We start from the raw sequence: 25,930 nt of genomic DNA on the forward strand, positions 1-25,930 counted from the left end.
GTTAGAATGGACGCAAAGACATAAAAATACAAAAAAATGATGACGGTTAATCGGGGGATGCAGCAAATGGCAGGGACGAGCACGAGTTTGAGTACCAGGTTAAGGTCAATATGGGGGTTTGCGAAGAAAGAGCAGCTGCCGTCGGAACGAAGACTGAGCAGGGATGCAGTCACCGCGTTAATCATTCATAGCTGCTTTCAATTTGGCGCTTCGATGTCGGGGCTGTTTCTTAATCTGTATTTATGGCGGCTAACGCAGGATTTGACGGTCAACGGCATCTATAACATCGTCGTCTTCTTGCTGACACCGCCTACATTCGCGCTTGGCGGGTGGCTGTCGAAACGTCGCGACCGGATGGTTACTTATCGTCTCGGTATTGTCCTCATCGCATTATTCTACTTGATGGTCGTTATAGCTCAAGAGCAAGTTGCTCAGTACTACATAATGTTCGCTATCTTTAACGGTATAGCTGCTGGTCTGTATTGGACCGGCTACCTCGTCATTCAATATGATGTGTCGACAGATGCGAATCGTATCCGGTTTCTTGCCATCAACATGGTCGTGTTCAATTCTGCAGGGCTTGCCGGACCAGCGCTTGCGGGATTCATTATTCAGAGGAGCGAAGGGTTGCAAGGCTACATCTTCATCTTCATGCTCGCGTTCATCATGTTCGTCATTGCCGCTATAGTCAGCTTCCGCATCCCGATGGTGCGAAATCATCACAAGGCGTATTATTTGAAGTTCATGGGACTTGTGATGAGCAAAAATAGACAGTGGCTGAAGGCGTTATACAGCTTCCTCGTGCTCGGTTTGTTCCAAGGCATCATGCTGTTTCTTCCCAATATTATGTTGTTCCAAACCGTAGGCCGTGAGGATTGGGTCGGTTATCTCGGTGTATTCTTCTCGTCGCTGACGGTTGCGACCGGATATGTTATTTCGAGGCTGGCGCAGAAGGAGCATGTTCGCAAATATGTGATGCTGTCTACGACAGGAGTCGTGATCGGCTCGGCGCTGCTGCTGGTGCAAATGGAGTTTTGGTCGGTAGCTGTATTCATGATCCTTTTCTCGATCTGTAATCCGCTTGCTGTCAACACGCTTACCTCGTATTATTATCGATTAATCGGCACGCTGCCGCTCAAAGGTCAGCTTCGCGTCGAGTCGGTCGTCATGCGCGAGTTGTTCCTAAATATTGGCCGTGTTGTGTCCATCACGCTGCTCATCTGGCTAGCTACTGATCTAGAGTCGGCATGGATGCCTATTGTGCTGTTCACCATGGCAGTGCTGCAATACGTGCTTGTGCTGCTGATCAAAGAGAAGCAGGAAGCGTAACTAATTAGTCTGGATTGCTATATATAAATTTTGTTACAACACCTTGTTCCCTTTGTTTTGGGAGCGGGGTGTTGTTTTTTTATATAAGGATGGCGGCTTTTATACAAACAAGTTGGACTCGTGGGCGTTGACTGGTCAGTCAATCGTTTATTTTATGTTATTCACATGTTAGATATAGCGACTAAAATGATGTGTATTTAAATGCCGGTTAGTATATTTGTCCAATGAATTGCTAATTGTTTGGATTTCTGGACCAATGACTTTGAAGGTAGTAGGCTTTATTATTTAATCAAGGTTCATTCATGTTAGATAATATAACGTATGAATCAATTTTTAACCGAGTTTCATAGGGGGGTTGGCATGAAGCAAAACGTATGGAAAAAAAGGATTCACAACGTCAAACGGCATTGGTTACTGCTCGCGATGATCGTTCCAGGCATGGTCTACCTGTTTATTAACAATTACTTGCCCATGTTCGGAATCGTCATTGCTTTCAAGGATATCAATTTCGCCAAAGGGATATGGAACAGCGATTGGGTGGGCTTAGACAATTTCGATTATCTGTTTCAGACGAGGGATGCCTGGGTCATTACGAGAAACACGATTTTGTACAACGGTGCGTTTATCGTGCTCGGAACGGTCCTTGCGGTGGCTGTGGCTATTTTGCTGAACGAGGTCAAAATCCGCTTTTTCTCCCGATTTTATCAAAGCGTCATATTGCTGCCTTATCTGATTTCGATGGTCATCGTCGCGTATTTGGTGCTTGCTCTGCTCAATGAGGAGAACGGCTTCATGAACCATTACGTGCTGCCTCTTCTAGGGATTGATCCGGTGTCGTGGTACGCGGATCCAGGCAAATGGCCGTATATCCTGACGATTGTTCATTTGTGGAAAACGATTGGTTATTCCTGCATCGTCTATTTGGCCGCAATCGTCGGCATCAGCCAGGACTATTACGAGTCGGCCATGTTGGATGGCGCGACCAAATGGAGGCAGATCCGGAGCATTACGATTCCTCTGATCATGCCGACAATCATCATTATGACGCTTCTAGCCGTAGGCAAAATTTTTCACTCCGACTTCGGTTTATTTTATCAGGTTCCGCTTAATGCCGGAGCGTTGCAATCGACGACGGACGTCATCGACACCTATGTATACCGGGGGCTGATGACGTTTGGAGATTTCGGTATGTCCTCCGCTGCCGGTCTTTATCAATCCGTCGTCGGATTTGCGCTGGTGCTGTTCACCAACGCTTTGGTACGCCGCAAAAATCGCGATTTGGCACTGTTCTAAGAAAGGAGCGAAACCAAACATGAATGCTAACCGCGCAAACCAAACGATTTTGCACCTTGTGTTTATAATGATGAGCGCTGCCGCATTGTTTCCGTTTTTGCTGCTGCTTGCGGCGTCTCTGACGGATGAGGATGCTATTATCAGGAATGGTTACGCCTTGATTCCATCCGAGTTTAGTTTAGACGCTTACGCTTATTTGTTCGATAAATCCTCCTCGATATTGCGGTCATACGGCATAACGGCGCTTATCACCGTTGTCGGGACCGCGGCTGGGCTGCTTATTTCGACCTTGATCGCTTACCCGTTGTCCAGAAGCGTATTGCCGTTGCGAACGTTCGTTTCGTTTTTCGTGTTCTTTACGCTGTTGTTCAACGGAGGGTTAGTGCCGTTTTACCTCGTGTATACCGACCTGTTCCATTTGAAGGATACAATTTGGGCGCTGCTGCTGCCTAACTTGCTCACTAACGGGTTTTTCATATTGCTTATGCGCAGCTTTTTCTCCATCTCTGTACCCGGCGAGGTCGTGGAATCGGCATATGTGGACGGGGCCAACGAACTGACGATATATTACCGGATCGTAATGCCGCTTGCTCTGCCGAGCTTAGCCACTATCGGCTTGATGCTATTGATCTCCTATTGGAACGACTGGTATAACGGCTTGATCTTCATTAATGACGGCAAGCTGTTCAGTATTCAAAATTTGCTCAACCGCATGCTGGCCGACGTCCAATATTTGCAGCAAAACAATTTGTCGGGCCAGGCGGCTTCCATCACTTCGGTGCCGATCAGCACGGTCAGAATGGCCATTGCTGTTGTCGGTGTGCTTCCGCTCATATGCGCTTATCCGTTCTTCCAAAAGTATTTCGTCAAAGGGCTGACGGTTGGCGCGGTCAAAGGTTAGGCTGTTCCCGAATCAAATTCGGTTCGGCATAAATAAGAGAAGGAACGGGGAGGAATCCGAAATGCTGAAAACATGGAAGGGATTTCCGGGAGTCATTGCTTTATTGCTAGCGGCGGGTGTTGTGCTGGGAGCTTGCGGAAATGAGAACAAGGAGGGGCAGCCGTTCGGAGATGACGGAGATACGTCTGGTAAGTCCAATTATGAAATCGTTATGACTTACCCGGCTTTCGGTGATGTCTCCGACGTGCAATCGGTGCAGAATGCGATCAGTGAAATTACGTCGGAAAAGATCGGCGCCACCGTCAAGCTTGTTCCGATTAACGGCTCTAATTACGCCAATCAGATTAATCTGATGCTGTCGGGAAGCGAAAAGCTGGATTTGGCTTATACAAGCATCTGGTTTGGCTTCGAATCGCAAATAAGCAGAGGTCAGTTGCTGCCGATGGATAAGTATTTGACCGAATACGGCAAAGGGATTTTGGATGCCGTTCCTGAAGAGGTGGCCGAAGCTGGAAAAATGAAGGGTGAAACGTACGGCGTGCCTAGCATCAAAGCGTGGGCTCTGACGCCTAGTCTCGTTATGAGCAAAGAGCTCGTCGAGAAGCACGGTATCGATACTAGCGGATTGAAAACATGGAGCGACGCCGGGCCTGTGCTGCAGGTCATTAAGGATAAGGAGCTGGGAGTGGCGCCAATCGTCAGCTATACGGCGATGGAAACGCCGGGAAATGCGATGCTGTACTTCGATCCGCTCGGCAATACGTCGGGCGTTCTGAATTTCGAAGGTACGGACTATACGATACAAAATGTGGCCGAAACGGCCAAGTTCGCCGAAATGACGAAGCTAATGCGCGGGTGGTATGAAGCGGGTTATTTCAACAAAGATGTCGCGACGACACAGGAAACGGGTTCAAGTCAAATGAAATCGGGCAAAGCGTTTTCGTTCATTCGCAACATCAATGATTGTTATACCGAGTCCGTAGCGGCGGGAGTCGATCTCGTATGCGTACCGCTTGAATCGTCTAATATGACGAGGAACAGCGTGTCCTCCAATATGATGTCGCTTGCGAGAAACAGCGAAAATCCGGAAAAGGCAATTCAATTCATGGAACTGCTGTATACGGACGAAGCGGTAATCAACTTGTTCACGAACGGTGTAGAAGGCAAGCATTACGTGAAGAAGGAAGACGGCTTGATCGCCAAGCCGGAGGGGGTGGCGAGCACGGGCTACGATTCGAATCAATTCGCGGTCGGCAATAACTTCCTGTCCTATGTATGGGAAGGCAATGATCCGGAGATTTGGGCTAATCTTAAGGAGTTGAACGAAGGCGCGGTCAAATCGAGAGCGATGGGTTTCAGCTTCGATATCAATTCCGTGAAATCGCAAGTCGCCTCGGTAACTAATGTGATAAATCAGTATGACGGCGGATTGCAGACCGGAACCTCCGATCCCGCTTTGCTCGCCGAATACGCGAAGAAGCTGAAGGAAGCGGGAATAGAACGGATTATTGCCGAGAAGCAGAAGCAGCTAGATGAATGRCTCGAATCGAAATAACGAAAGGACGGAATGAACAATGAATTATCCCGTAATTGACGTGCATCATCATATTATCTCGAAGGCAATGCAAGCGAAGCAGCGCGAGTTGGGCATCGAAATTCCAAGCTTTATGCCGCAGTGGAGCCCCGAACGAGGCTTTGAAAAGATGGATTTGGCCGGTATTTCGTATTCGATTTTGTCGGCGCCGTCCGACTTGACCTTTATCGATCAGCCGTCGGCAAATACGCTCGCAAGGCAAATGAATGAAGAGCTTGCTTCATACGTGCAGCAGCATCCTCTTCGTTACGGGGCGTTCGCTACGCTTCCAATGCCTGATCCGGTATCCGCTCTGAACGAAACGGTTTATGCGCTAGATACGCTGAAGCTCGACGGAGTAGCGTTGTTGTCGAGCTACCAGGGCAAATATTTGAGCCACCCGGATTATGAGGAGTTGCTGACGGAGCTGAATCGCCGCAGMGCGGTCGTTTTCCTACATCCGATTCTGATTAAGGAGCAAATTGCGGGACTTAGTCCCGCCTTGCTCGAAGGGACGTTCGATACGACGCGGGCCGTGACGACAATGGCGGTGCACCGTATTTTCGACAAGTATTCTGCGATCAAGTTCATCCTTCCGCATACGGGAGGCATGGTTCCCTATATCAAGTGGAGAATCGCGCTTGCGGTGCTTGGACAGCATTCCTTTCAATTTGAGGCGACTGCGGAGCAGTTCGAGGAGGAAATCGCCAAGCTGAATCATTTGTACTATGATTCGACCTTGAATTTAGGTACGCTGCAAAAGCTCATAGAGCCAGACCGAATTTTGTTCGGCGCGGATATTCCGTGGCCGTCCGACAGCATCCTGCGGATGCAGCGAGATTCGGTCTTCGCCGAAGCTTCCAAGCTGAGCGAAGCCAATGCGAGGGCGATCGCGTACGGGAACGCCTTCCGGCTATTCCCCCGCATCGGCAGTCTGTTGAGCAATAGAATCGGATAATTGCCTATTGTTATGGCTTTGAATTTCTTTTGCTCCGGGAGGAATCTTTGTTTTCCTTCAAAAAGGGCTCGATTGCGAAAGCGACTCTGAACCGCAAGCTTTCGGCATGATCTTTCAAGTTGACTCCTGTGAGCTTTTCGCATTTTTCCAGTCTATAGATAACTGTGTTGCGGTGAATAAACAGCTGCTTTGCCGTCTCGAGAAGCTGACATTGGTTGTCCAGAAACGTCTTGAGCGTGCGGAGCAGCTCCTTCCTTTCACCGTCCGACATTGAAGCGAAGCTATGAAAAGTTTCCTCGTAAAAAATCTCCATCTCGTCGTAAGGCAGCAGTCTGAGCAGGTAGCTGATATCGTTCGATTTGTAAAACTGAATGAATCCTGTCTTATTCATTTGATATCCGGTTTGAAGAGCTTTAGCCGCTTCGTCAAAGGATAATCCGATATCCAAAATATTCGTTACCGGATTGCCGATGCCGAGCGATACGCTGAATTTTTCTTGGCTGTGGAGCTTGTGCGTAATGACTTTCAATTGTTCCGCAACAAGGTCCATTTCCCAATCCGAGTTTTCCAAGGAAAGCAGGAGCCCGAACAAATCGTTTCTAGTAAATAAAGTGATGTAGGAGTCAAGCTCGGAGAATCGCCGTTTGATGAGGTCGTAATAGACGTCGCGTTCGGATATATGTTTCTCCTCGAATGCGGCCGCATTGTTTTTGAACATTTGGTTGTCCTTTTTGATGGCGACGAGGAGGAAGGGGGATTGCGGCTTTAAGCCGTACTTTCGTCCTCGGCTAATCGCCTCGTGCTCGGACGTAATAATTCCGTCGATTAAATCCGAGAAAAATTCGTTTTTATATCTTCGGGAACGTTCTTTGACCGCTTGCTGTCTGAATATTTCCATGCCGATGACGTTGGATGCCTGCTCGAGCGCCAGCGTGTACAAGTTGGAGCGGGACGTGGGCTGCTGCAGCAGCACGATATAGCCTTCATGTCGGAACGTGGTTGTCGGATACAGATCGACATGCCGGTAATCCGATAGTTCGGGCTGGGTTAGACACAACGAAAACGCGGAGGTTAATGCAGGAAGCGCTTGAACAACGGAAATTAGCGGTTCCTTGAAATGGGATAGGGTTGCTTCGAAGTGGAAGGAAAAGATTTGGGTTTTATGACTAATGAACATAACGGGGGCGGTCAGCAATTGCGCCAGCGTCTCGATAATTTGCGGCACGCCACCTCCGTTCATCACCATGTCCGAAAACTGCTTGTGAATGGACAGGGAATACTGCAGCTCATAGTTTTTGTTGTCCAAGATGAGGCTGGTCGATTGCTGCAGCACTTCTCCGAGCGAATGTTGCACCTCCGATATTTCGATAAGCGGAAATTGAAGTCCATTGGCTGTGCTGATGATGGTCTCGGGAATGGCAAGCGCGAACCTTTTCGTCTTGACGGCAAGCCCGGGACAGCCCATTCGGTTCATCGTTTCGATTAAATCAATGAATAGATCAATCCTGTCTTTCATGAAATATCCGTTGGTCAACAGCAGCTCGCCGGGCTTAAGAAAGTTCAATATGTCGGGCGCATCCATAATGTTGACCGATTCGACCTTGCGGGATAACCCCTCGTTGCCGGCAATGACTTTGTAGTTTGTAAATACTTCATGATTCAAGAGAGTATCCAGAATCAAATCTATCAACTCCATTACGATAATTTATGTTAGATAATATAACATAGAATCAAGATAGAATGTACGATCCATACATGTTTTTTCGAAATATCTGTATAAACCTAACAAGCACATTACATCTCGACCTCGGTATAATTTAGAAAAGCACAAATGACAGCCAATAGGTGGCATGCAAAAGGAGAGGGAATACGGGGATATTATCTGGCTCGAAAAGGTTTCTTGGGGAATCGTGGATGTCGCTGCAGCCTTTCCACTCGCTGACCGGACAGCTGGCATTCGAGAAGAAGCTGCTGTCCAAGCTGCCTACTACGGCGGGGGAAAAAGCACAGCGTCTGATCGATGTGCTGCTTAACCAAGGAACGACCTCGATTCGAACGCATGTCGATGTCGATCCCGAGATCGGCCTTTCTCATCTGGAGAGCATATTGGAGGTCCGCGAACAATACCTGGGAACAATGAATATCGAAATCGTTGCATTTCCGCAGCAAGGCTTACTTCGTTCCGATTCGGTGCGCTTGATGAAGGATGCTCTGCGGGTAGGCGCCGAGCTGGTGGGCGGAGTGGATCCGGCCGGTCTCGACCGACAAGTGGATCGCAGCCTCGAAGCGATGTTCGATTTAAGCTCCGAGTTCAACAGCGGCGTCGATCTGCATCTGCATGATCCCGGACAGCTTGGGTTATATACGATTGAACGATTTGCGGAGTTGACGAAGCAAGCTGGAAAGGAGGGAAGAACGGTTGTCAGCCATGCGTATTGCTTGGGCGAAGTGTCGGAAGCGGAGTCGCAGCAGCTTGCGGCTAAGCTGAAAGAAGCGGAGGTAGGCATCGTGACCAGCGTTCCGATCGATCATCAGATGCCTCGGATTGGACAGCTAGTGAGCGCGGGCGTTAAAGTCGGCGTGGGCTGCGACAATATATTGGATGCATGGAGTCCGTTCGGCAATGGAGACCTGCTAGCAAGGGGGTCGCGACTTGCGGAGAAAAACCGATGGAGAACGGATAACGAACTTATGCAGGTGTATCCGCTCATTTCCGCCGGTTCTCTCGCACCGAAAGTGGGCGACCGCGCCGACTTTATGCTCGTACATGCCCTTAACGCTATGCATGCCCTAGCTTCGGTACCGAATAGGAAAGCAGTATTTGCAGGCGGCAGGCTTGTCGGTGGCGCTTGGTTTACCGAAGCAAAACAAATTAAAGACGAAGAGGAGAAGTGATTATAATGTCAACTGCTAACCGATTTCCGTTAATTGATACGCATACCCATATTTTATCGCCGCCTGTCGCGAGCAAAATGAAACAATTGAACCTATCAGGACCGCCTCAAATGGCGAACTGGACCCCGGAATCTCATCTCGAACAGATGGAGAAAGGGGGGATCGCGATGGGTGTTCTTTCTTCTCCAGGCACGCCGGAATTCGTACCGCCTACGGAGGCGACGGCGCTCGTGCGGGAAATCAACGATTACTTCGCATCGCTTGTTCAAGCGCATAAGACGAAATTCGGAGCCTTCGGAACGCTTCCGATGTTTAATGGAGATGTTGCGGCTCAAGAAGCGGTATACGCGCTGGACACGTTGAAGCTGGACGGCGTGGCCTTCCAATCCAGCAACGAGGGAAGATATTTGAGCGATCCCGTCTATGAGGAATTGCTATACGAGCTGAACGCTCGAAGCGCTGTCGTCCTTATTCATCCGATCTTGATCAAGGACCGTCCCGCAGGACTGTCTCCGGCTTTGCTGGAGGGCACGTTCGATTCGACCCGAAACGTTACGACAATGGCTGTACACAAAATTTTCGACAGGTTCCCGAACATTAAGTTTATTATTCCGCATACCGGAGGCATGGTTCCATACATCAAGTGGAGAATTGCGGTAACGGCATTGGCGAACGACGTCAACAACTTCTTGCGCATTGATTCAACGCAAGAAGAGGTGAAGGCGGAAATGGCTAAGCTGGATAACCTTTATTACGATACGGCCGTCAATTTGGGTGCGCTTCATAAGATGGTTCCATCCTCGCAAATTTTGTTCGGAACCGACATTCCGTTTCCGTCAGACAACATCGTAAAGCATCAGGTCGCTGCACTCTTTGCTGATCTCTCAGAATTAGGCGAGGAGAACGTCAAGGCAGCAGCCTATGAGAATGCACTGAAGCTGTTCCCAAGGCTGAAAGCTGCATTTGCCGGTTACTTATAGGCAGTGGTTCCAATACTGGACTTGTTAATTTAAAGAGCTCGTGATTCCGGGAAAGACTTGGAGATGCATACGATAGATGATATTCACAATGATGGTCATTGTGCTTTGGAGAACAATAGCTGTATAACAACACACTGCGGCGGCCGGTCCACTACGATCGGCTGCCTTTTTGTTGATCTAACGGGAAAATTAGTTCCAATATGTGTTAAAATTGAATATAAAAAAATACCATCTAAAGCATAGTTAAGTATCTATATTGAGGTGATATAGAAAGATGAGCCAATTCTACTTGGATGCGCCTTCACACATGCACCCCGGTGGTGGAAGCTGAACCGGCTATACTTGGAGTGAATGCATAAATGGGAGAGCATTGGTCAAAAGGAGAGTAGAGCTATGAAGGTTGTATTGGCATTTGATTCATTCAAAGGCAGCTTGAGCTCAAAGGCGGCAGGAGAGGCGGCGTCCAAAGCGATTCGCTCGGTTTTTCATGAAGCCGAATGCGACGTTGTATCGCTTGCCGACGGTGGTGAGGGGATGGTTTCAGCCGTGGTAGAGGCGGCAGGCGGTAAGTATGAATGCCTACAAGTAACCGGTCCTTTAGGAGAAGCGACGACTGCTGCTATTGGACTCATTCATGAAGAGAAAGTCGAGGGACCAACAGCCATAGTGGAGGTAGCTTCGATATGCGGTCTAACTATGGTGCCGGAAGGAGATCGCGATCCTGAACGGACAAGCTCCGCAGGAGTCGGAGATGCGATCTTACAACTGCTTGATCGTGGAATACGGAGTTTCGTTGTGGGGCTTGGTGGAAGCGCAACGAATGATGGCGGGATGGGGATGCTTACTTCACTTGGAGCGGAATTTACAGATAGCTCAGGCAACCGGCTGCGCGGAAAGGGGGAAGACTTGGCGTCCGTTGCAGCTATCAATTGGAGCGGCCTTGACACACGGCTTGCGGAGAGCACGATCCAAATTGCTACCGATGTGAGCAACCCGCTTTGCGGCCCTGCAGGCGCAACAATGGTTTATAGCAAACAAAAAGGTGCTTCCCCAATGCAACAGGCAAGTCTCGAACTGGCAATAGCGGCGTATGCCAATCGGATCGAAGAAGCGGCAGGCAGCGGAGCTTGGCAGCTCGTTCCAGGCGCCGGGGCGGCGGGCGGACTTGGGTTTGCTTTGCTGGCGTTAGGCGGGGAAGTGGTCTCCGGCGCAGGCTGGTTGATCGATGCCGTATCGCTCAGAGAACGAATACGAGACGCTGATTGGGTCATAACAGGCGAAGGACGCAGCGACAAACAGACGGTATACGGCAAGCTGCCGATTCAAGTAGCGACTGCGGCGTCAGAGACAGGAACGAAGTGCATGCTTCTGTCCGGCAGTCTCGGCGATCAGATGGAAGAGCTGGAAGAAAAATTCGATGGCTGCTTCTCTATCGTCAACGCGCCTGCCTCCTTGGAAGCTTGCATGGAGCAGGCGGAGGAGCTGCTGGAACAGGCAGTCCGACAGTTGTTCAGGCTTCTGCGCGCAGCTCGTTAGGTGGCTTGGTTGTCCCTATATAAAAAAATAAAACGCTTGACTTTTGATAGGAATTAGACGGCTCTTGACACCCCTGTGTTATATTGAAAAAAGTTATTTCATGCTTTAGCTCAATAGACAGGCACAGGAGGTTTATCATGTTTCAACACAGCAGTCAAAGATACGAAGGGGTAGACTTTAGCTCACAGGATTTAAAGTATGGAGAGTTGATCAGTTGTACCTTTAATCGTTGCTCGTTTGCAAACGGTTCGCTTGAGGAAATTACTTCGAGCAACTGTCGGTTTATTGAATGCGATTTTCGCGGGGCTATGCTTAATGGCTCGATACATAAAGAATCGGCGTTCGAGAACTGCAGCTTTAATGGAGCGAATCTATTTGTCTCGAAATTTGATAAATGCAAAATGACGGGTTCGGATTTTTCTGGCTCATCCATGGATGGGATAACTATATTTCAAGGCGATTGGTCCTATACGAACTTAAGATACACAAGACTAGTCAAGCAGGATCTGCGAGGAATTAAATTTTTTGAAGCGGACTTATCTGGAGCTAATCTGGAAAAAGCGGATCTGAGAGACAGCGATCTGACAATGGCTTTGCTGGCGAAAGCAAACGTACAAGGGGCTGACTTAAGAGGAGCGAATATGGAAGGTGTCGATTTTAAAACCTTTTCCATCACCGGGATGAGGATGGATAAGGAGCAAGCTGTATTGTTTTCTATATCGCATGGAGCTAAGGTGGTGTAGCCATTGGAGCACGAGAATACGATTTCTATGCTTGTTAACGATTTAAAACAGGTAAACGGCGTGAAAGCTATCGTTCTTGGCGGTTCAAGAGCGAGGGGCAGCCATCATGCCCAATCGGATATCGATATTGGCTTATATTACGATTCCAGCAGTGAACTGGATATTCAAAAGCTGCAACAGGTTGCCGCTCATCTGGATGACGCCGGCAGGCCGCATTTAGTTACCGAAATCGGCGGATGGGGGCCATGGATTAATGGTGGCGGTTGGCTGGTTGTTAATCAATATCCGGTCGATATTATATATCGCGATCTGAATAAAGTGCGTGCCGTCATGAAGCAATGTCTCTCAGGCGACATTACCGCCGACTATCAGCCGGGGCATCCGCACGGATTTATGAATTCGATTTATTTCGCCGAGGTCGCATTATGTAAAGTGTTATGGGATCCATCTGGCATAATTGGAGAAATGAAAACTAAGACGGTTCCCTATCCAGCTGAATTGAAAAACGCAACGATTCAGAAGTTTTTGTGGGAAGCATCATTTGCGCATGATACAGGCAGAAAAGGCATCTATAAAACAGATCTAGCCTACATCGCTGGATGTGTATTTCGGTCAGTATCCTGTTTGAATCAAGTTTTGTTCGCAGTGAACGAATGTTACTTGATGAACGAAAAAGGAGCGGTTGCCATTGCGGATTCCTTCCGAGTCGCACCAAGGCAGTACGCCAAAAGAGTAAATGATATAGTCAGTTTGGTTGCAGAGGATCACGCACAATTGGAGAAGTCCTTCAGCGAGCTGCATGACTTGATTGAAGAAACAAAGTCATTATTATGAGTATGTCACTTGGCGTTTTTTTTGCCTATGCTACCAACCATCCACAACTCCCGCAGGAACATTTCTTAGCTCGGGTCTTCCAATAATCTTCGCAAGCGGTAAGCGTTCATTGCCGATTCGCCAAGCTCCTCGAGAATGGTGTAATTCGCCCATGCGCCTGCTACAGCTCCGATCCCCGGCACCATCTGCAGCATTTTTCGAAAATCGATAGCGTCGCGGTATTCCTTTTGGAACGTCTCCCAGTCCATATGCTTGGAGTACTCGTTATCCGAGAACCACAGCTCCTTCTCCTTATCCCAATGCTTAATCGAATCTAATAGCATGGCACGTTGATCGGGTCCGGAGAACGCCAGTTGGAACACTTTAAGAATGAACACCCGCTCGGGAAAATGTTTCGTATCAAATCCGTAGACATGAGCCAGTTCAAACAGAAATTTCATCTTGATTGCGATTAACGCAGGGAAGTCCACGATATTAAGCATAATGCCGCCTGCCCCTGTACCGGCGCCTTCGGCAGTCGCGATTTTTTGGTATAGGGAAAGCAAACGCTTCGCCTCTTGATCGGCGAGTTCAAGATGGAGAGTCTGCTGCACCGGCCTTTGAGGCGTATATTCCGCTCCGAACAGCGCTGTACGGACGATCGACTTGATGGTTGTCGTAATGACATCGTGCACCTTAGGTGGAATCAAGTCGTTAATTCGCTTACCGATCGTCTTCGATGTTCTCTCCAACCATCCCGGCGCTTTGAATAACTTCTGCTCCCATGCTGTGATTTCGTCGTACACTTTCTGTTCGTAATTCAATGCTGATCGCTCCTTCAAACTAATTTGCCTATATTGTACCGGAGAACGCCGCGAATCGGAACGGCCTGCAGCCGGTGGCGGAACCCGACAAAAGTCGTGGAATTGAGGGTTGAAAAAAGCCCGTCAGCTCACAGTAATGGAGTTGACGGGCTATTCGTATCGATTAATTGACTCCCTAAAAAAGCCATGGATACATAATAGTCTATAAAAAAATTCAACAGAAGTCTATTACTTTTTTAGCATAAATTGTATGGTATTAAAGCGGYCGCGGTTAACTAGCATGTTAACTAGCATTTTACTAAGAAATTGAAGGGAGAAGACCTGCATGATATCGCTTAGAAAAATCACGTTGGATAACCGACGTGCCATATTTAACCTTGAAGTAACGGAAGATCAACGGCGCTTCGTTGCGTCCAATTTGTCGAGCGCGGCTTCGTGTTACGTCCTAGCAACCAATGGGGGACATCCTTTTCCATTTGCCATTTACGAGGATGAACAGCCGGTCGGTTTTGTTATGATAACTTATAGAATTACCGGATATGAGCTTCCGTCAATCGGAGACGACAGCTATTGCATCCTGCGACTGATGATTGACAAGCAGCACCAGAAGAGGGGCTACGGTCGGGAAGCGATGCACAAAATATTGGAATTTATCCGTACCTTTCCGGCAGGGCCGGCACGGTATTGCTGGATTTCTCATAAGGCGGATAACGTGACTGCCGGCAAGCTTTATGAAAGCTTCGGCTTTCGAGATAGCGGGGAAATCATTAATGACGAGTTAATAACTGTATTGTCACTTTGATTGACTATTAAATCTGTTTAGGGGATCGTATATGGATTATACGAAATGGTACAAGGAAGTTTTAAAGCATTATTATTTTGTTGACCCGATCGTAGAATGGATTCGGCATAATGAAAACATCACTTACAAGGTACGCAATATCGGTTCAGCGAAAACGTATTTGTTGCGTATTCATAAGCCGATTACCACAAACATGCAGGGTCTACAGAACACAAACGAGGCTATTCAATCGGAATTAGAGATTCTATTGGCGTGGTCGTCTCATTCCCAATTACCCGTTCAAATTCCTGTTCCAAATGTGCATGGCAAGCTGGTTACAACCGTTTGGATTGAAAATGAAGAAGTGCACTGTTCAATCTTAGAATGGATTGATGGGGAAACCATGTCCAAGAACGATTTGGAAAGTGAAGAGAGGGTTAATACCCTTGGGAAAGAAATTGCATTATTGCATCGATTTTCACAGAGTTATCAACTCGCTTCAAGTTTTACAAGACCCGAATATGGGCTAGAGTGGACAGAAACGATGCTAAGCAAATTGCGATCAGGCGAGGAAATCGGTATTATCTCTACTAAACATTTTCATATTGTTGAAAATACGTTTTCGTTGATTAACGAAAGGTTGAAAGTGATGAGCAACAAGAATGAGACTTGGGGATTCATCCATGCCGACATTAACTATAGTAACTTAATCCTCTCTGCAAAGGGCATTTCATTCATTGACTTTGGTTTATCGGGGTTTGGATATTACGCAATGGATGTCGCTATGGGTGCACTATTGACGAAGAAAGAGTTGCGAGATACTTTACTTGCCAGCTATACAAACCTCATTCCCGGAAAAATAGATATCGAGCAACTAGAGGGCTTTATGTTTTTGGCGATAGCTGCATATTACGCTTTTCTGGTAAGTAATAAGGATCAACATACGTGGATACGCGATAAAATGCCGGGTTTGATTGAACATTTTTGCAATCCTTTCCTAAACGGCAAAACGGTTTTTTACAAGATTTGATTTATTCGAATGTTGGCTGTTTCTATGTGCGTCGTGAACAATAATTTACGGGAGTTTAGCTTTGAAAGAATTGAACGAAACAAAACCCCTCATAGACTGGAACATAAGCCATCCAAAAGGAATGTCGAACAATCCGAACAAAGAATGAGAATGGCAACAGAAAACCATAGGTTAAATTCATTTGATGGAGAAATTGCTATAAAGAACTATATGAAGATCAACAATACCAAGTTAGCCCCAGTAGAGGTAGCCAGTAGGATTAAAGAAGAGTTTAGTTTATAAGTATTACTACGTTAAGCGGCAGTCTGTCACTTTATTTTCTGTTCCATGACTGCCGCTTTATCAAGTATGGTCACGCTGCTTCCACAGGTTGCCTCATTGTTGGACCAAACCTCCGACCAAATCATCAAAGCGCCAAGAAATCTCATGTCCGTGGAGATGCAGTCCCCCAAACCATTCGTCGATCCCCTGGACGGCGATACGATCCTTTGATCCGCTCAGTACCGCATTGCCCAACGCAGTCAGAGTTACTTGGCGGTTTAGAAAGTCGGGTATTCTCCTTACATCAATGCCGCTCTCGGCCCCTTCAATAACGAGCAAAGGATGCTCGCCTTGCATCAAAGCGCGAATTACTTTCCAGTATTCGATATCGCCCATGCCGAGCACATGAAGGGAATCCGTTACAAGACGGAACAATTCTAGCGGAGTACTAACTCCGTTACGAACGGCCTGAATCGTGGTCTGTTCCACAATGCCAAGACCATTCCGCTTAGAAGGCAACCGCTTGAGATGCGCTGTGAAGGCATCATAAGCATATGGAAGGCCCGATCCGGCCAGCTCTGCTTTCTTATTAGTCAACAATGTGGAAAGTTGAAGAGGGTCAGGTGATGCATATGCTTGCCAAAGCTCGCTTCCGAGCTCCAATTCATGCCGACCAATAGCTCGCCATTTCCCGGATAATGTCTGAAGCTGTGCCGGGGTTAGCTGTCCAAGACCATAAAACCGTTCGATTCCCGGGTACTCTCCAATACATAGCAGACTCAGCTTTGTGCGGTCGAGGTTCTGTCCTTTGAACCAGTGTAGTAGATAGGCGAGCATACTCTGGTCAAACAGATCGTGTTCAAACCATAATACGACTTCATCGTACTTGATATATTCACGAAGGTTCTGCTCTTGTTCCTCACAGCTCTTTATATAATCGCTGGCCGGAATGTCCATCGTTTCTTGAAGGACACGGGCACGCATTGCCCGTTCATTTGCCCCTACTGGATTCGTAAATATCGGACCTGCAGGATATACCTCTCTCCATACAAGCACATCTCCCTGAACAACTCCCTGCTTCAGCTTATCACCAACAACATCTCCGTTAACGATATGCAGCATGTCCAATCCTCCTTGGTAATAAATATTTGATCAAAGCGTCAAACTGCCCTCTCCTTGGTAACAAGTTGGGGGCTGTTTGACGCTCCCCTATTCTGATATTTTGCAACAACCCAATCAATAAAGAAGCCTGCGGCCAGTAAGATAAGAAACACATTCGGGTAACCATATCGGTTGAAGGCGACGAAAGGAACATAGATCACGGTAAAATATGCAAATGAAAGCAGTATAAATAAATAGGGAATACTCTTTTGTCGGAAGGCTCGCAAAAACATAATCAGCATACCGGCTGCTCCAAGCAGCATGAATACGACATGATAAACACCAGTGATCCATATATTTATACCAAATATCGTTTTCCAATAATAGGGGGAAGCATATAATCCAAAAACTTTATCAATCGTATACCATTTCAAATATTTCAAAGGCTGATTCTTGAAGCCGAAAATGACCATTTTTTGGGCCGTTTCGGCCAAAACAGCATCTGAGCCAACAAAGATATGATCACTGTTGCCCTCATACTCCGGATKAGCGTCGATGAAGGCTTTTGAAGGCGCCCCGTAGTCAATAAGTGCACCTAATAGAATCGGATTGCCTGCGGACTGAGTGAATGGAATGAATTTATCAAACGTGATGTAGTTCCTAACCCACCATGGAGATAGAAGTAGGATCATCGTTAGTGAAACTACTGCCGTATGCTTCACTATCTTTTTCCRGGATAGCCTCTGCACAAGCCATAAAACGAACCAAACAGCTGGGAAAAGCACCGTATGCGGTTTGAAATAACAAGCTAGTCCAACTATAAAGGCCGCGATAACGTAATGCTTCGTTTGCTGGCTTCTTAAGGCGAGAAGGCTGAAGCAAATAAGCAATAGGATAAGGGTACGGAATATGGACTCCGATAAAATGACGCCGGAAGAAAAATAGTCGGGTAAATAAAGTGCTGTTGCAATACTGGAAATAATAGCTGCTCTACTATTAAACAGCTGATTTGCTGTTATAAAAACGAAATAGACTGATAAAGCCTGCAAGGCTGCTTGCAGGACTCGGAATGCGATTATCGCTTCATCTCCTTGTCCGAAGATAAGCATGAGAACGGCCAATACGACCGGCATTCCCGGCATGATGTATGTTGACGGCTTCTCTCCGCTGTTATAAGTAATCGTATGCGTATCCAATAAAATCTTAGCGCTATTTATATATTTGACGTCGTCATTATTCATTTTCTCATAAGACCCTATTAGAAAATGATCGCCATAAAAAAGAACAGATGCGGTGCTTATCAAGAAAACGAGAATAATGGTAACGAATAATGTATTACGAATAGGGCTGCTTACATGATTAAGGTTAAACAGAGCTTACACACCTTTCTCTTACAAATTCGACAGGTACAGGATTTCCTTTATACTATAATAGAATCATGCTTGGAATGGAAATGGCATCAAATGCGACTTATAGGAGGAGTAAAGATGAAGATAGACTTAGCAACTGAGTCAGACTATGCATATATACGAGAACGTGACCTTTACATTTCAGAAAGCTTAATACGGTCAAAAATAAAGGGGAATGAAATATACATATTGCGGAATGAAGACGATAACGATATCGGATGGATGAGGTATGGTTATTTTTGGGACAACACTCCTTTTATGAACCTGATCTGGGTCGACGAACCCTATCGAGGCAAGGGTGCAGGTAAACAAGTTGTCCTTTTCTGGGAAGAGCAAATGAACCAAAAGGGCTTCAAATTGTTAATGACATCGACTCAATCGGATGAAGGTGCTCAACACTTTTATAGAAAATTAGGCTATAAAGATGCAGGATGCTTAGTACTAGATACGCAACCTATGGAAATACTGCTTACTAAGAAGTTAAGCTAGGCTGTTTTTGTGAAATAACACTGACATACAGTTGTCAGGTTTACCGTTGTATGATGAATACATAAGTAACAGCGAAAACCGGAGGTGATTGAAATAAAGGATCATTGTTTGAGATTTTACGACTATCACGTTTGGGCCAATAAAATAATCTTTAATCGATTAAAAGAGCTTCCGCAGCACCTGTACAATCAGGAAATTCAAAGCGTGTTTTCGTCGGTGTCGAAGGTCATGGCACATATCTACAAGGTGGATTGCGGTTGGCTTGACATCTTGATGGGTAAAAGTATGAATGATGCGATGAAAGATTCTTATGAAATCGAAGCGGATGCAGAAGCTAGAAGCCTTGAGGAACTGGAAGCCATGTATGACGATTTGTCCGTGAGATTCAGAGCGTGTATTGACGAGCATCCGGATATTGAGAAAGAAGTTGTCTTGGATAATCCTTACGCTGGAATTTTGAATACCAGATATTCAGAATTCATTATCCAAGTAGTGAATCATGGTACGTACCACCGAGGCAATCTGTCGGCTATGCTTCGTCAACTGGGCTCGTCCTCTGTTATGACGGAATATGGACTTTTTATGTACCAGGATGAATTAATTCCAAGTATGTCACCAGTTCATGCCAATTAGGGAAATAACAAAAGGGAGATGTTGATATGTATAAACACATTGAGGATTTTGCCGCAACTTGGCGGAATGAAACGGCAGCAACATTGCGGACGCTGGAGACGTTAACGGATGAGTCTCTTGGTCAACAGATCACTAGCGAACATCGAACGCTTGGACGTCTTGCTTGGCACCTTGTACAAACATTGCACGAAATGCCAACTCGGGCTGGGTTGTCTTTCGAAGGCCCAGGTGAAGAAGAGTCGGTGCCAGCGTCGGCAGCATTTATTGCGGCGGTCTATAAGCGGACCTCACAAGCGCTTCTTGATGCTGTACAGACCAGCTGGAAGGATGAGAATCTGCTTGTTATGAGCGAGATGTACGGCGATCAATGGCCGAACGGCTTGGTGCTGGATGTCCTCATCAAGCATGAGATTCATCATCGCGGTCAAATGACGGTCTTGATGCGTCAGGCAGGTCTTCGAGTCCCGGATCTCTATGGCCCGACGAAAGAGCAGTGGGCCGAATTTGGAGCGCCGGCTCCGGTCATATAGAGTAAGATTAAATCTCGCTTTGGCCGTTAGGCTGAAGCGGGATTTTTAAGTTTTTATTAGGAATGATATCATTGCATTTATTAAGGTGAAAGCATTGAAAAAAGGTTGACACCGTATAGTTCGGTTTAAACTGTCCATTCCCTTTTACTTTGTAACAGCTCTTTGTACGATTAATAGATAGACCACAATGGCTAGGCTATCGATACATGCACAACAGATATAAACCGTTACGCTAACAGGATACGATGAGAGGGGAATGACGGATGGCAACAATTGATGATTTTATGAAACTCGATATACGTGTTGGAACTATTACTCAAGCGGAGTTTTTTGAGGAAGCAAGAATACCCGCAATTAAACTTCAAATTGATTTTGGGCCCGATATCGGAATTAAATCGTCAAGTGCACAAATAACAAAACGATATAAGTCGGAGGACCTTATAGGGAATCAAATAATAGGTATAGTCAACTTTCCGGCTCGACGCATAGCGGGTTTCAAATCAGAAGTATTAGTTATTGGCGGAATACCGGAAAAGGGCGATGTGGTTTTATTGAAACCAGATAGTACCTTGCCTAACGGAACTCCTATTGGCTAATTTAGAGAAATCAATGTGTAAAGCCATAGAACTTGTTTTCAAGGAGGTAAAACATGGAATACCCTTCACCGATTGAAGAGGCGTTAAAGGTGAAACGTAGGCATAAAGATACCATAGCGGCGGGTCGTCGTCATTCCGTTGGTCTTAAATCGGACGGAACGGTGATGGCTGTAGGCGATAATAAATATGGCCAATGTGAAGTAAGCGGCTGGCGCGATATTGTGGCGGTTGACGCTGGTAATGTTCATATGGCGACGAACACGGGTAATGCTCATACAATCGGTCTTACGTCTGACGGAACGGTGATGGCAGTGGGTTGGAATAAGCATAACCAATGCGATGTAAAGGACTGGCGGGATAGTGTAGCAGTTGCGGCGGCTTGGCGACGTACCGTTGGGCTGATGTCGGATGGCACGTGACGGAACGGTGGTTGCTGTGGGCGATAATGAATATGGCCAATGCGATGTAAGCGGCTGGAGTGGAATCCAACTGCCGTTGAGCTGACCGTCAGCGGTATAGTTGAAAAAGGAACTTAAATTTAAATCTCGAATATCTAGTGTATTCGGATATCTAATTTGATGACAGACAGGAGTTGGAGATAATGATAAAAGGTTTYGGAGGAGTATTTTGGAGAACTAACAATCTTGAAGGCACAAAAAAATGGTACAGTGAAGTGTTGAAGATTGAAATAGATAATTGGAATGGGACTGTGATAAAACCCGAATTAGGAAATGAGACTATCTTTTCTTTCTTTACCGAGAATGACAGTTATTTTCCAACAGAACAACAAGTGATGTTAAATTTCCAAGTACATAATCTAGACGAGGTTATTAAGCATCTTGAGCATATTGGTGTACCTCTTGCAAAAACAAAAGAGATTAGTGAATTTGGAAAGTTTATTTGGATTGAAGATCCTGACGGTCGGCTGGTCGAGCTTTGGGAGAAATAACGAGCTGTAATCAATTGCTATTGAACTAGAGCAGATCACAACGGTGGTCTGCTTTTTCATAAGCTGCACCCGTTTGAAGGAGGAAGAAAGATATGATTAATGATACTGTCGTTCAACGAGCGGAACGAATTGCATGCGATTTTCTCAAAGAACGAGCGAAAACATCATATCAGATCATTGATAAAGGCATTGTAAATCAGGTTTGGGTAGTTGAGACATTGAGCTGTAAAGTCGTTGTCCGCATGAACGATATAGGAACATATTCAAGCTATGTGAAAGAGCGATGGTGTATCGAACAGTCTGCTGCGGTCGGCATTCCAGGACCTGAGGTGCTGTCTATTGGTATAACAGACGACGCTGCGTATATGATTCAAACCTTCGTAGATGGAGACAACGGACTAGACAGTTCGGGTCCCAAATCTAGTATTTGGAGACAGCTTGGCGAATATGCCAAACGTATTCATTCCATTCAGGTCAAGGGATACGGGGAAAATCTGATTGATCCCGTTCATGGTGAGTTTCAATCACCTCCTCATGCAGGATTGGATGGCAGTTGGTTAGGGTATGTGCAGTATAATATCAATAGTTTGACGGAACTCGATCCATTGATTGGACTGGGAGTAATCTCTCCTATGGAATCGCAGAGAGTGCGTAAACTGTTTGAACATATGAAGCAAAGAACGTACCGCTTCGGTTTAATCCATGGAGATATCTCATTGAAGAATACGATTGTCACTCAGGCAGGACAAGTGATATTAATAGATTGGGGCTGCGCAGTAGTAAGCACGGTACCGCATGGAGAAATTACATATCTCATGCAGCGCTATATACAAAGCGAAGGCCCAAATAATGAGGAATTCAAAGCATATATAGACGGCTACGGTATAAGTGAAAAGGACCTTGATGATTCTAGACATATACTGCTATTAAGTGCTTTCGATAAGCTCAGGTGGGCCATTGACCGAAGTCCGGACCTGATCGAACCCTATGCTGCATACGCGAAAAAAGCGGTTAAGATGTTTGTGGACCAGCAGAGGCTAAGATAAGCATAACTGCTAAACCATTCTATGAACGTCTAGGATATCGTATCATTCAATCGTGAGATTAACTCTTTTCTCAGCTTACCAAAGACTAGAGCCAATGATTCGCTAAGCTCGTTGACCTTCTTGCCATTGTAAACTAGGAATTGCTGCCGGCCGCTTTTCGATTTGCCCCTTTTCGATTCCGACTTAACACTGCCCGAAGAGATAACCAAAGGTTTTCCGTTCAATCCATCATCATTCTTATAATGCAAGACAAGGCGAAAAGTAAACGGATAAATGATCAATTTATTAATTTTCATATATAATAAATATGATTGAAATCGTTAGTCGTAATGATACATAAGTTAGCTAGAGGGAAGTGGTGGCTTATGAAAGCATTTATAGTAACAGGTACGTCACGCGGATTAGATTTTTGAGATATGTAGACAACTTATTAAGCCTAATCATCTCATCATTTCTTACTAACCCAAGCTTTAATAACGCAGACCGAGCAATGGGCGATTCAAAGAGTCATCGTAAACATCTCTTCGGGTTCAGCAAAGCAAGCGGCAGCTGGCATGAGCGTGTACTGTGCCTCGAAAGCTGCATTAAATATGTTCACATCAGGTATACAGCTGGAGGCCCATCGTTCTTTGACGACCTACACCGTCGATCCAGGTATGGTAGACACCGATATGCAAGCAGAGGCGAGGAACGAAGAGGGATTCCCCCTATCGGCATTTTTTAGGGAAGCTAAAGAACAAGGTTCTTTGAAGTCTGCCGCGGATGCTGCGAAAAAATAGTTAAAAGGGTCTTAACGTAAATTATTAATTCCTAAAATGGAGGGAACTCATGAGAGCAAATAAGCTTCGACCGTTTATTCCATCAGGCAAAGATTATATCCTTGCACAACATTTTTTTGAAGATCTTGGTTTTGAGAAAATCTACTCCGACGACGGATTATGTATCTTTCGAATAGGGGAACAGGAATTTTTTCTGCAAAACTTCCATAATCAAGAGTTCCAAGAGAATTACATGTTAGAACTGGTCGTYGAGGATTTAGATGGTTGGTGGTCACACATCCAAACCATTATTTTATCGAAGAAGTATCCGGTAAAGGCAAATGAACCCAAAATGTATCCTTGGGGGAAACGCGAGATCAACCTTATAGATCCCGCTGGCGTTTGCTGGCATATTTCGGAAGAAGTTAAATAGGTTATTGGATGCCAGTTCATACTGCTTTCAAACGAAAGGACACCTTATCGGTGTCCTTTCATGTTTGTGTTCAGCATTACATTCATCACATTACGGTCCAGGATTCAATTGGTAAGTGAAGGAAGTAGTCAGGCCTGATTGTGATAAAGGGTCTACTGCATTATAAGAGATGATTGTCTTTGGCGTTTCTCCTAGATCATTAAGTATTCGCACCCGACTTGGGGATTTGATACCAGCTGATCTTAACAGTGCTCTCATTTGCAGAACTCTTTTGTTTGTGCTCGTTTGCGTGTCGCCGATAATCGCTACAAACTTAATTCTGAATGGATCGTCGCTTGCCAATTTCGTAGATAACTTGGCAATTTGAAGTAATGCGCATTTAACAGACAGGGCCATAAGATCACTCCTTAAATTAATATAGGATATCTTATGAACCATTGAGAGAGTGTGCTTGTACTAATGACTTGTTGACCTCTAATTTTGATAGATTTGTTTACTGTTGTGGTTGACAAAACCTTCTTATTTCAATACAATCTAATTTAATATATGTCTAATTAGATGTTTGTTAAATTAACTTTTTGGATAGGTGGTCAATTTAATGCAGTTAGACAAGGTAGTTAATTATCATAAAGCTCTTGCAGATCCTACAAGAATAAAAATTTTAATACTGCTGGCTGATGGAGAGCTTAATGGACAAATTTTGGCGGAAAAGTTAAGCGTAACGCCAGCAACGATCACACATCATGCTGCGAAACTGCGCGAAGCTAGCTTAATTAATGAACGACGGGATAAAAATACAATTTATTTTTCATTAAATCATTATTTCATCAAGAATAGCGCTAGTGCTACGGAAAACCTGATTTACCGAAATGACAAAGGAGGTTTGACAAGTATGGAAGACGAACATAAACGAATAAAAGAATCCGTCATAAAAAACTTTTTTACAAACGAAGGGAAATTGAAAAATATTCCTGTTCAACTTAAGAAGAAGCTTATTGTATTGGAACTAATGGTTTMTAAATTGAAAATGGGTCGACCGTATAGCGAGAAAGAAATCAACGAATTTATAAAAACATTCCATAGTGATTTTGCAACGATAAGAAGAGAATTTATTATGCATCAATTCATGTATAGGGAGAACCAAATTTATGAGCTAAACCCGCAAGAAATGTGGGCGAAGTGGGATGGCTTGTAAATGAGTGTGACTTTCTATCTTGTAAGGCATGCAATAAAAGAAAAAGCGATTGGAGATGTCTCAATTACTCCCAAAGGCATATTGCAAGCACAATCGACTGCTCGTCGTTTTTGTAACTTACCGATAACAACTATAGTTACGAGTCCACTGAGAAGGGCAAAAGAAACCGCAGCTTATATTGCAGCACAAACGAATTCATCTATTTCAGAGGACATCCGACTGCGGGAGCGTGCTAACTGGGGGGATTTACCTGAACAAACATTTGATGAATTTGTCGAGATGTGGGAGCGATGTACACGTAATCCCGGCTATGTACCACCCGTAGGTGATTCTGCGAAGCAGTCAGGTGAGCGCCTCTCTTCCTTATTGTTAGAATTGGCCAAAAAATACCCGTCGGGAAGTAACATTGTATTGGTTACTCACGGAGGGTTAATTACTGATTTTTTGGTTCATACATTTTCCGAGAACGAACTAAATRTTTGGCACCTTAATTTTGTRGAGGTACAAAGCAATCTGATTCCTGAGTGCTCGATAACAAAGTTGATTTATAATAGTGGAAAATATAAACTGGATAATTTTGCATCAGTAGAACATTTAAAATAGAGAAAAAGGACCTCAGCTGCACTTTACAGTGGAATGTTTGAGGTCCTTCGTGTTAAATCGGGAGGGAGACTCAGCTGTCGATTAACTGTGACTAACCAATAGTTGTACGAAATATCGTATAAACCAACCTTACGGATAGGTCAAATTAAGGTTTTTGATCGAAAAATCGTACAAAATCATCGGCCGCGTGAATGGATTAACGACTTCTGTATGATAAATCGTATAAGTTGTGACAATGTACATCTTGTTTAACTGGTCTTGTGTGAAAAAT

25 protein-coding genes and 2 pseudogenes are annotated in these 25,930 nt (G+C 45.4%); 23 read left to right on the forward strand and 4 right to left on the reverse strand.

The genetic code is table 11. The features are described from left to right. Window positions 1-87: 87 nt before the first annotated feature. The 5 genes from AB4Z33_RS05705 to AB4Z33_RS05725 all read left to right on the forward strand — a co-directional run bounded on the left by AB4Z33_RS05705 (window position 88) and on the right by AB4Z33_RS05725 (window position 6,054). The gene (locus tag AB4Z33_RS05705) at window positions 88-1,329 is read left to right on the forward strand and encodes an MFS transporter (protein WP_442048989.1); all 1,242 of its coding nucleotides are present in this window, start codon (window positions 88-90) and stop codon (window positions 1,327-1,329) included. Window positions 1,330-1,689: 360 nt separating this feature from the next. Continuing rightward, window positions 1,690-2,622 (forward strand): ABC transporter permease, encoded by a 933-nt coding sequence (locus AB4Z33_RS05710; protein WP_442048990.1) that lies wholly within the window; start codon window positions 1,690-1,692, stop codon window positions 2,620-2,622. 19 nt (window positions 2,623-2,641) lie between these two features. Continuing rightward, window positions 2,642-3,523, forward strand: a complete 882-nt coding sequence (locus AB4Z33_RS05715) for a carbohydrate ABC transporter permease (protein WP_442048991.1) — start codon at window positions 2,642-2,644, stop codon at window positions 3,521-3,523. Window positions 3,524-3,584: 61 nt separating this feature from the next. Continuing rightward, entirely contained in the window at window positions 3,585-5,078 is a 1,494-nt protein-coding gene (locus AB4Z33_RS05720) for an ABC transporter substrate-binding protein (RefSeq protein WP_442048992.1), read from the forward strand. 19 nt (window positions 5,079-5,097) lie between these two features. After that, entirely contained in the window at window positions 5,098-6,054 is a 957-nt protein-coding gene (locus AB4Z33_RS05725) for an amidohydrolase family protein (RefSeq protein ID WP_442048993.1), read from the forward strand. Window positions 6,055-6,064: 10 nt separating this feature from the next. Here the strand turns inward: AB4Z33_RS05725 and AB4Z33_RS05730 are convergent, their stop codons facing one another. Next, window positions 6,065-7,735 (reverse strand): PucR family transcriptional regulator, encoded by a 1,671-nt coding sequence (locus tag AB4Z33_RS05730; RefSeq protein WP_442048994.1) that lies wholly within the window; start codon window positions 7,733-7,735, stop codon window positions 6,065-6,067. A 233-nt stretch (window positions 7,736-7,968) separates the two neighbouring features. Between AB4Z33_RS05730 and AB4Z33_RS05735 the strand changes: the two genes are divergently transcribed. The 5 genes from AB4Z33_RS05735 (at window position 7,969) to AB4Z33_RS05755 (ending at window position 13,042) form a co-directional block, all read left to right on the forward strand. Then, window positions 7,969-8,949, forward strand: a complete 981-nt coding sequence (locus AB4Z33_RS05735; RefSeq protein WP_442048995.1) for an amidohydrolase family protein — start codon at window positions 7,969-7,971, stop codon at window positions 8,947-8,949. A 5-nt stretch (window positions 8,950-8,954) separates the two neighbouring features. After that, window positions 8,955-9,929, forward strand: a complete 975-nt coding sequence (locus AB4Z33_RS05740; protein WP_442048996.1) for an amidohydrolase family protein — start codon at window positions 8,955-8,957, stop codon at window positions 9,927-9,929. A gap of 393 nt (window positions 9,930-10,322) precedes the next feature. Continuing rightward, the gene (locus AB4Z33_RS05745; RefSeq protein ID WP_442048997.1) at window positions 10,323-11,465 is read left to right on the forward strand and encodes a glycerate kinase; all 1,143 of its coding nucleotides are present in this window, start codon (window positions 10,323-10,325) and stop codon (window positions 11,463-11,465) included. Window positions 11,466-11,602: 137 nt separating this feature from the next. After that, a complete protein-coding gene (locus tag AB4Z33_RS05750; protein WP_442048998.1) occupies window positions 11,603-12,208 on the forward strand; it encodes a pentapeptide repeat-containing protein in 606 nt (201 codons plus the stop codon). A gap of 3 nt (window positions 12,209-12,211) precedes the next feature. Next, a complete protein-coding gene (locus AB4Z33_RS05755; RefSeq protein WP_442048999.1) occupies window positions 12,212-13,042 on the forward strand; it encodes a nucleotidyltransferase domain-containing protein in 831 nt (276 codons plus the stop codon). Between the two features lie 65 nt (window positions 13,043-13,107). Here AB4Z33_RS05755 and AB4Z33_RS05760 read toward each other — a convergent pair whose 3' ends face one another. After that, window positions 13,108-13,845: an EcsC family protein gene (locus AB4Z33_RS05760; RefSeq protein ID WP_442049000.1), complete on the reverse strand. Its 738-nt coding sequence runs from the start codon at window positions 13,843-13,845 to the stop codon at window positions 13,108-13,110. A 325-nt stretch (window positions 13,846-14,170) separates the two neighbouring features. Between AB4Z33_RS05760 and AB4Z33_RS05765 the strand changes: the two genes are divergently transcribed. Both AB4Z33_RS05765 and AB4Z33_RS05770 read left to right on the forward strand, forming a co-directional pair. Next, window positions 14,171-14,647 (forward strand): GNAT family N-acetyltransferase, encoded by a 477-nt coding sequence (locus AB4Z33_RS05765; protein ID WP_442049001.1) that lies wholly within the window; start codon window positions 14,171-14,173, stop codon window positions 14,645-14,647. A gap of 31 nt (window positions 14,648-14,678) precedes the next feature. Next, entirely contained in the window at window positions 14,679-15,656 is a 978-nt protein-coding gene (locus tag AB4Z33_RS05770) for a phosphotransferase enzyme family protein (protein ID WP_442049002.1), read from the forward strand. A 375-nt stretch (window positions 15,657-16,031) separates the two neighbouring features. On the opposite strand, the gene AB4Z33_RS05775 is transcribed toward AB4Z33_RS05770, so the two are convergent. Both AB4Z33_RS05775 and AB4Z33_RS05780 read right to left on the reverse strand, forming a co-directional pair. Beyond that, window positions 16,032-17,039, reverse strand: a complete 1,008-nt coding sequence (locus tag AB4Z33_RS05775) for a DUF1835 domain-containing protein (protein ID WP_442049003.1) — start codon at window positions 17,037-17,039, stop codon at window positions 16,032-16,034. 38 nt (window positions 17,040-17,077) lie between these two features. Next, window positions 17,078-18,259: a glycosyltransferase family 39 protein gene (locus AB4Z33_RS05780; RefSeq protein ID WP_442049004.1), complete on the reverse strand. Its 1,182-nt coding sequence runs from the start codon at window positions 18,257-18,259 to the stop codon at window positions 17,078-17,080. Window positions 18,260-18,505: 246 nt separating this feature from the next. Here AB4Z33_RS05780 and AB4Z33_RS05785 point away from each other — a divergent pair, with 246 nt between their 5' ends. The 11 genes and pseudogenes from AB4Z33_RS05785 to AB4Z33_RS05835 all read left to right on the forward strand — a co-directional run bounded on the left by AB4Z33_RS05785 (window position 18,506) and on the right by AB4Z33_RS05835 (window position 25,659). Beyond that, complete coding sequence (locus tag AB4Z33_RS05785) at window positions 18,506-18,916, forward strand: GNAT family N-acetyltransferase (RefSeq protein WP_442049005.1); 411 nt, start codon at window positions 18,506-18,508, stop codon at window positions 18,914-18,916. Between the two features lie 108 nt (window positions 18,917-19,024). Continuing rightward, window positions 19,025-19,549 (forward strand): DinB family protein, encoded by a 525-nt coding sequence (locus AB4Z33_RS05790; RefSeq protein ID WP_442049006.1) that lies wholly within the window; start codon window positions 19,025-19,027, stop codon window positions 19,547-19,549. 26 nt (window positions 19,550-19,575) lie between these two features. Then, window positions 19,576-20,079 carry a DinB family protein gene (locus AB4Z33_RS05795; RefSeq protein ID WP_442049007.1) on the forward strand — a complete coding sequence of 168 codons (504 nt, stop codon included), beginning with the start codon at window positions 19,576-19,578 and terminating at the stop codon, window positions 20,077-20,079. A gap of 263 nt (window positions 20,080-20,342) precedes the next feature. Beyond that, window positions 20,343-20,675, forward strand: a complete 333-nt coding sequence (gene csaA, locus AB4Z33_RS05800) for a chaperone CsaA (protein WP_442049008.1) — start codon at window positions 20,343-20,345, stop codon at window positions 20,673-20,675. Window positions 20,676-20,728: 53 nt separating this feature from the next. Then, a pseudogene (locus AB4Z33_RS05805) lies at window positions 20,729-21,161 on the forward strand (chromosome condensation regulator); the annotation flags it as partial. Between the two features lie 115 nt (window positions 21,162-21,276). After that, the gene (locus tag AB4Z33_RS05810; RefSeq protein WP_442049009.1) at window positions 21,277-21,624 is read left to right on the forward strand and encodes a VOC family protein; all 348 of its coding nucleotides are present in this window, start codon (window positions 21,277-21,279) and stop codon (window positions 21,622-21,624) included. A 92-nt stretch (window positions 21,625-21,716) separates the two neighbouring features. Continuing rightward, window positions 21,717-22,670 carry a phosphotransferase family protein gene (locus tag AB4Z33_RS05815; protein WP_442049010.1) on the forward strand — a complete coding sequence of 318 codons (954 nt, stop codon included), beginning with the start codon at window positions 21,717-21,719 and terminating at the stop codon, window positions 22,668-22,670. 464 nt (window positions 22,671-23,134) lie between these two features. Then, window positions 23,135-23,449 (forward strand): annotated as a pseudogene (locus AB4Z33_RS05820) (SDR family NAD(P)-dependent oxidoreductase); the annotation flags it as partial. Between the two features lie 49 nt (window positions 23,450-23,498). Then, window positions 23,499-23,861: a hypothetical protein gene (locus tag AB4Z33_RS05825; protein ID WP_442049011.1), complete on the forward strand. Its 363-nt coding sequence runs from the start codon at window positions 23,499-23,501 to the stop codon at window positions 23,859-23,861. Window positions 23,862-24,459: 598 nt separating this feature from the next. After that, the gene (locus AB4Z33_RS05830; RefSeq protein WP_442049012.1) at window positions 24,460-25,056 is read left to right on the forward strand and encodes a metalloregulator ArsR/SmtB family transcription factor; all 597 of its coding nucleotides are present in this window, start codon (window positions 24,460-24,462) and stop codon (window positions 25,054-25,056) included. Further along, on the forward strand, window positions 25,057-25,659 hold the full coding sequence (locus AB4Z33_RS05835) for a histidine phosphatase family protein (RefSeq protein WP_442049013.1): 603 nt from the start codon (window positions 25,057-25,059) through the stop codon (window positions 25,657-25,659). The last annotated feature ends 271 nt before the right edge of the window (window positions 25,660-25,930 follow it).

This window comes from Paenibacillus sp. 2TAB19 (assembly GCF_052115185.1).
Classification (GTDB): domain Bacteria; phylum Bacillota; class Bacilli; order Paenibacillales; family Paenibacillaceae; genus Pristimantibacillus.

What these genes read in the sequence shown, in the direction of transcription:
- AB4Z33_RS05735 (WP_442048995.1), top strand. Translation starts at nt 7,969, where the DNA reads ATGTCGCTGCAGCCTTTCCACTCGCTGACCGGACAGCTGGCATTCGAG.
- AB4Z33_RS05775 (WP_442049003.1), bottom strand. Translation starts at nt 17,039, where the DNA reads ATGCTGCATATCGTTAACGGAGATGTTGTTGGTGATAAGCTGAAGCAG.
- AB4Z33_RS05745 (WP_442048997.1), top strand. Translation starts at nt 10,323, where the DNA reads ATGAAGGTTGTATTGGCATTTGATTCATTCAAAGGCAGCTTGAGCTCA.
- csaA (WP_442049008.1), top strand. Translation starts at nt 20,343, where the DNA reads ATGGCAACAATTGATGATTTTATGAAACTCGATATACGTGTTGGAACT.
- AB4Z33_RS05750 (WP_442048998.1), top strand. Translation starts at nt 11,603, where the DNA reads ATGTTTCAACACAGCAGTCAAAGATACGAAGGGGTAGACTTTAGCTCA.
- AB4Z33_RS05740 (WP_442048996.1), top strand. Translation starts at nt 8,955, where the DNA reads ATGTCAACTGCTAACCGATTTCCGTTAATTGATACGCATACCCATATT.
- AB4Z33_RS05785 (WP_442049005.1), top strand. Translation starts at nt 18,506, where the DNA reads ATGAAGATAGACTTAGCAACTGAGTCAGACTATGCATATATACGAGAA.
- AB4Z33_RS05715 (WP_442048991.1), top strand. Translation starts at nt 2,642, where the DNA reads ATGAATGCTAACCGCGCAAACCAAACGATTTTGCACCTTGTGTTTATA.
- AB4Z33_RS05770 (WP_442049002.1), top strand. Translation starts at nt 14,679, where the DNA reads ATGGATTATACGAAATGGTACAAGGAAGTTTTAAAGCATTATTATTTT.
- AB4Z33_RS05710 (WP_442048990.1), top strand. Translation starts at nt 1,690, where the DNA reads ATGAAGCAAAACGTATGGAAAAAAAGGATTCACAACGTCAAACGGCAT.
- AB4Z33_RS05795 (WP_442049007.1), top strand. Translation starts at nt 19,576, where the DNA reads ATGTATAAACACATTGAGGATTTTGCCGCAACTTGGCGGAATGAAACG.
- AB4Z33_RS05765 (WP_442049001.1), top strand. Translation starts at nt 14,171, where the DNA reads ATGATATCGCTTAGAAAAATCACGTTGGATAACCGACGTGCCATATTT.
- AB4Z33_RS05815 (WP_442049010.1), top strand. Translation starts at nt 21,717, where the DNA reads ATGATTAATGATACTGTCGTTCAACGAGCGGAACGAATTGCATGCGAT.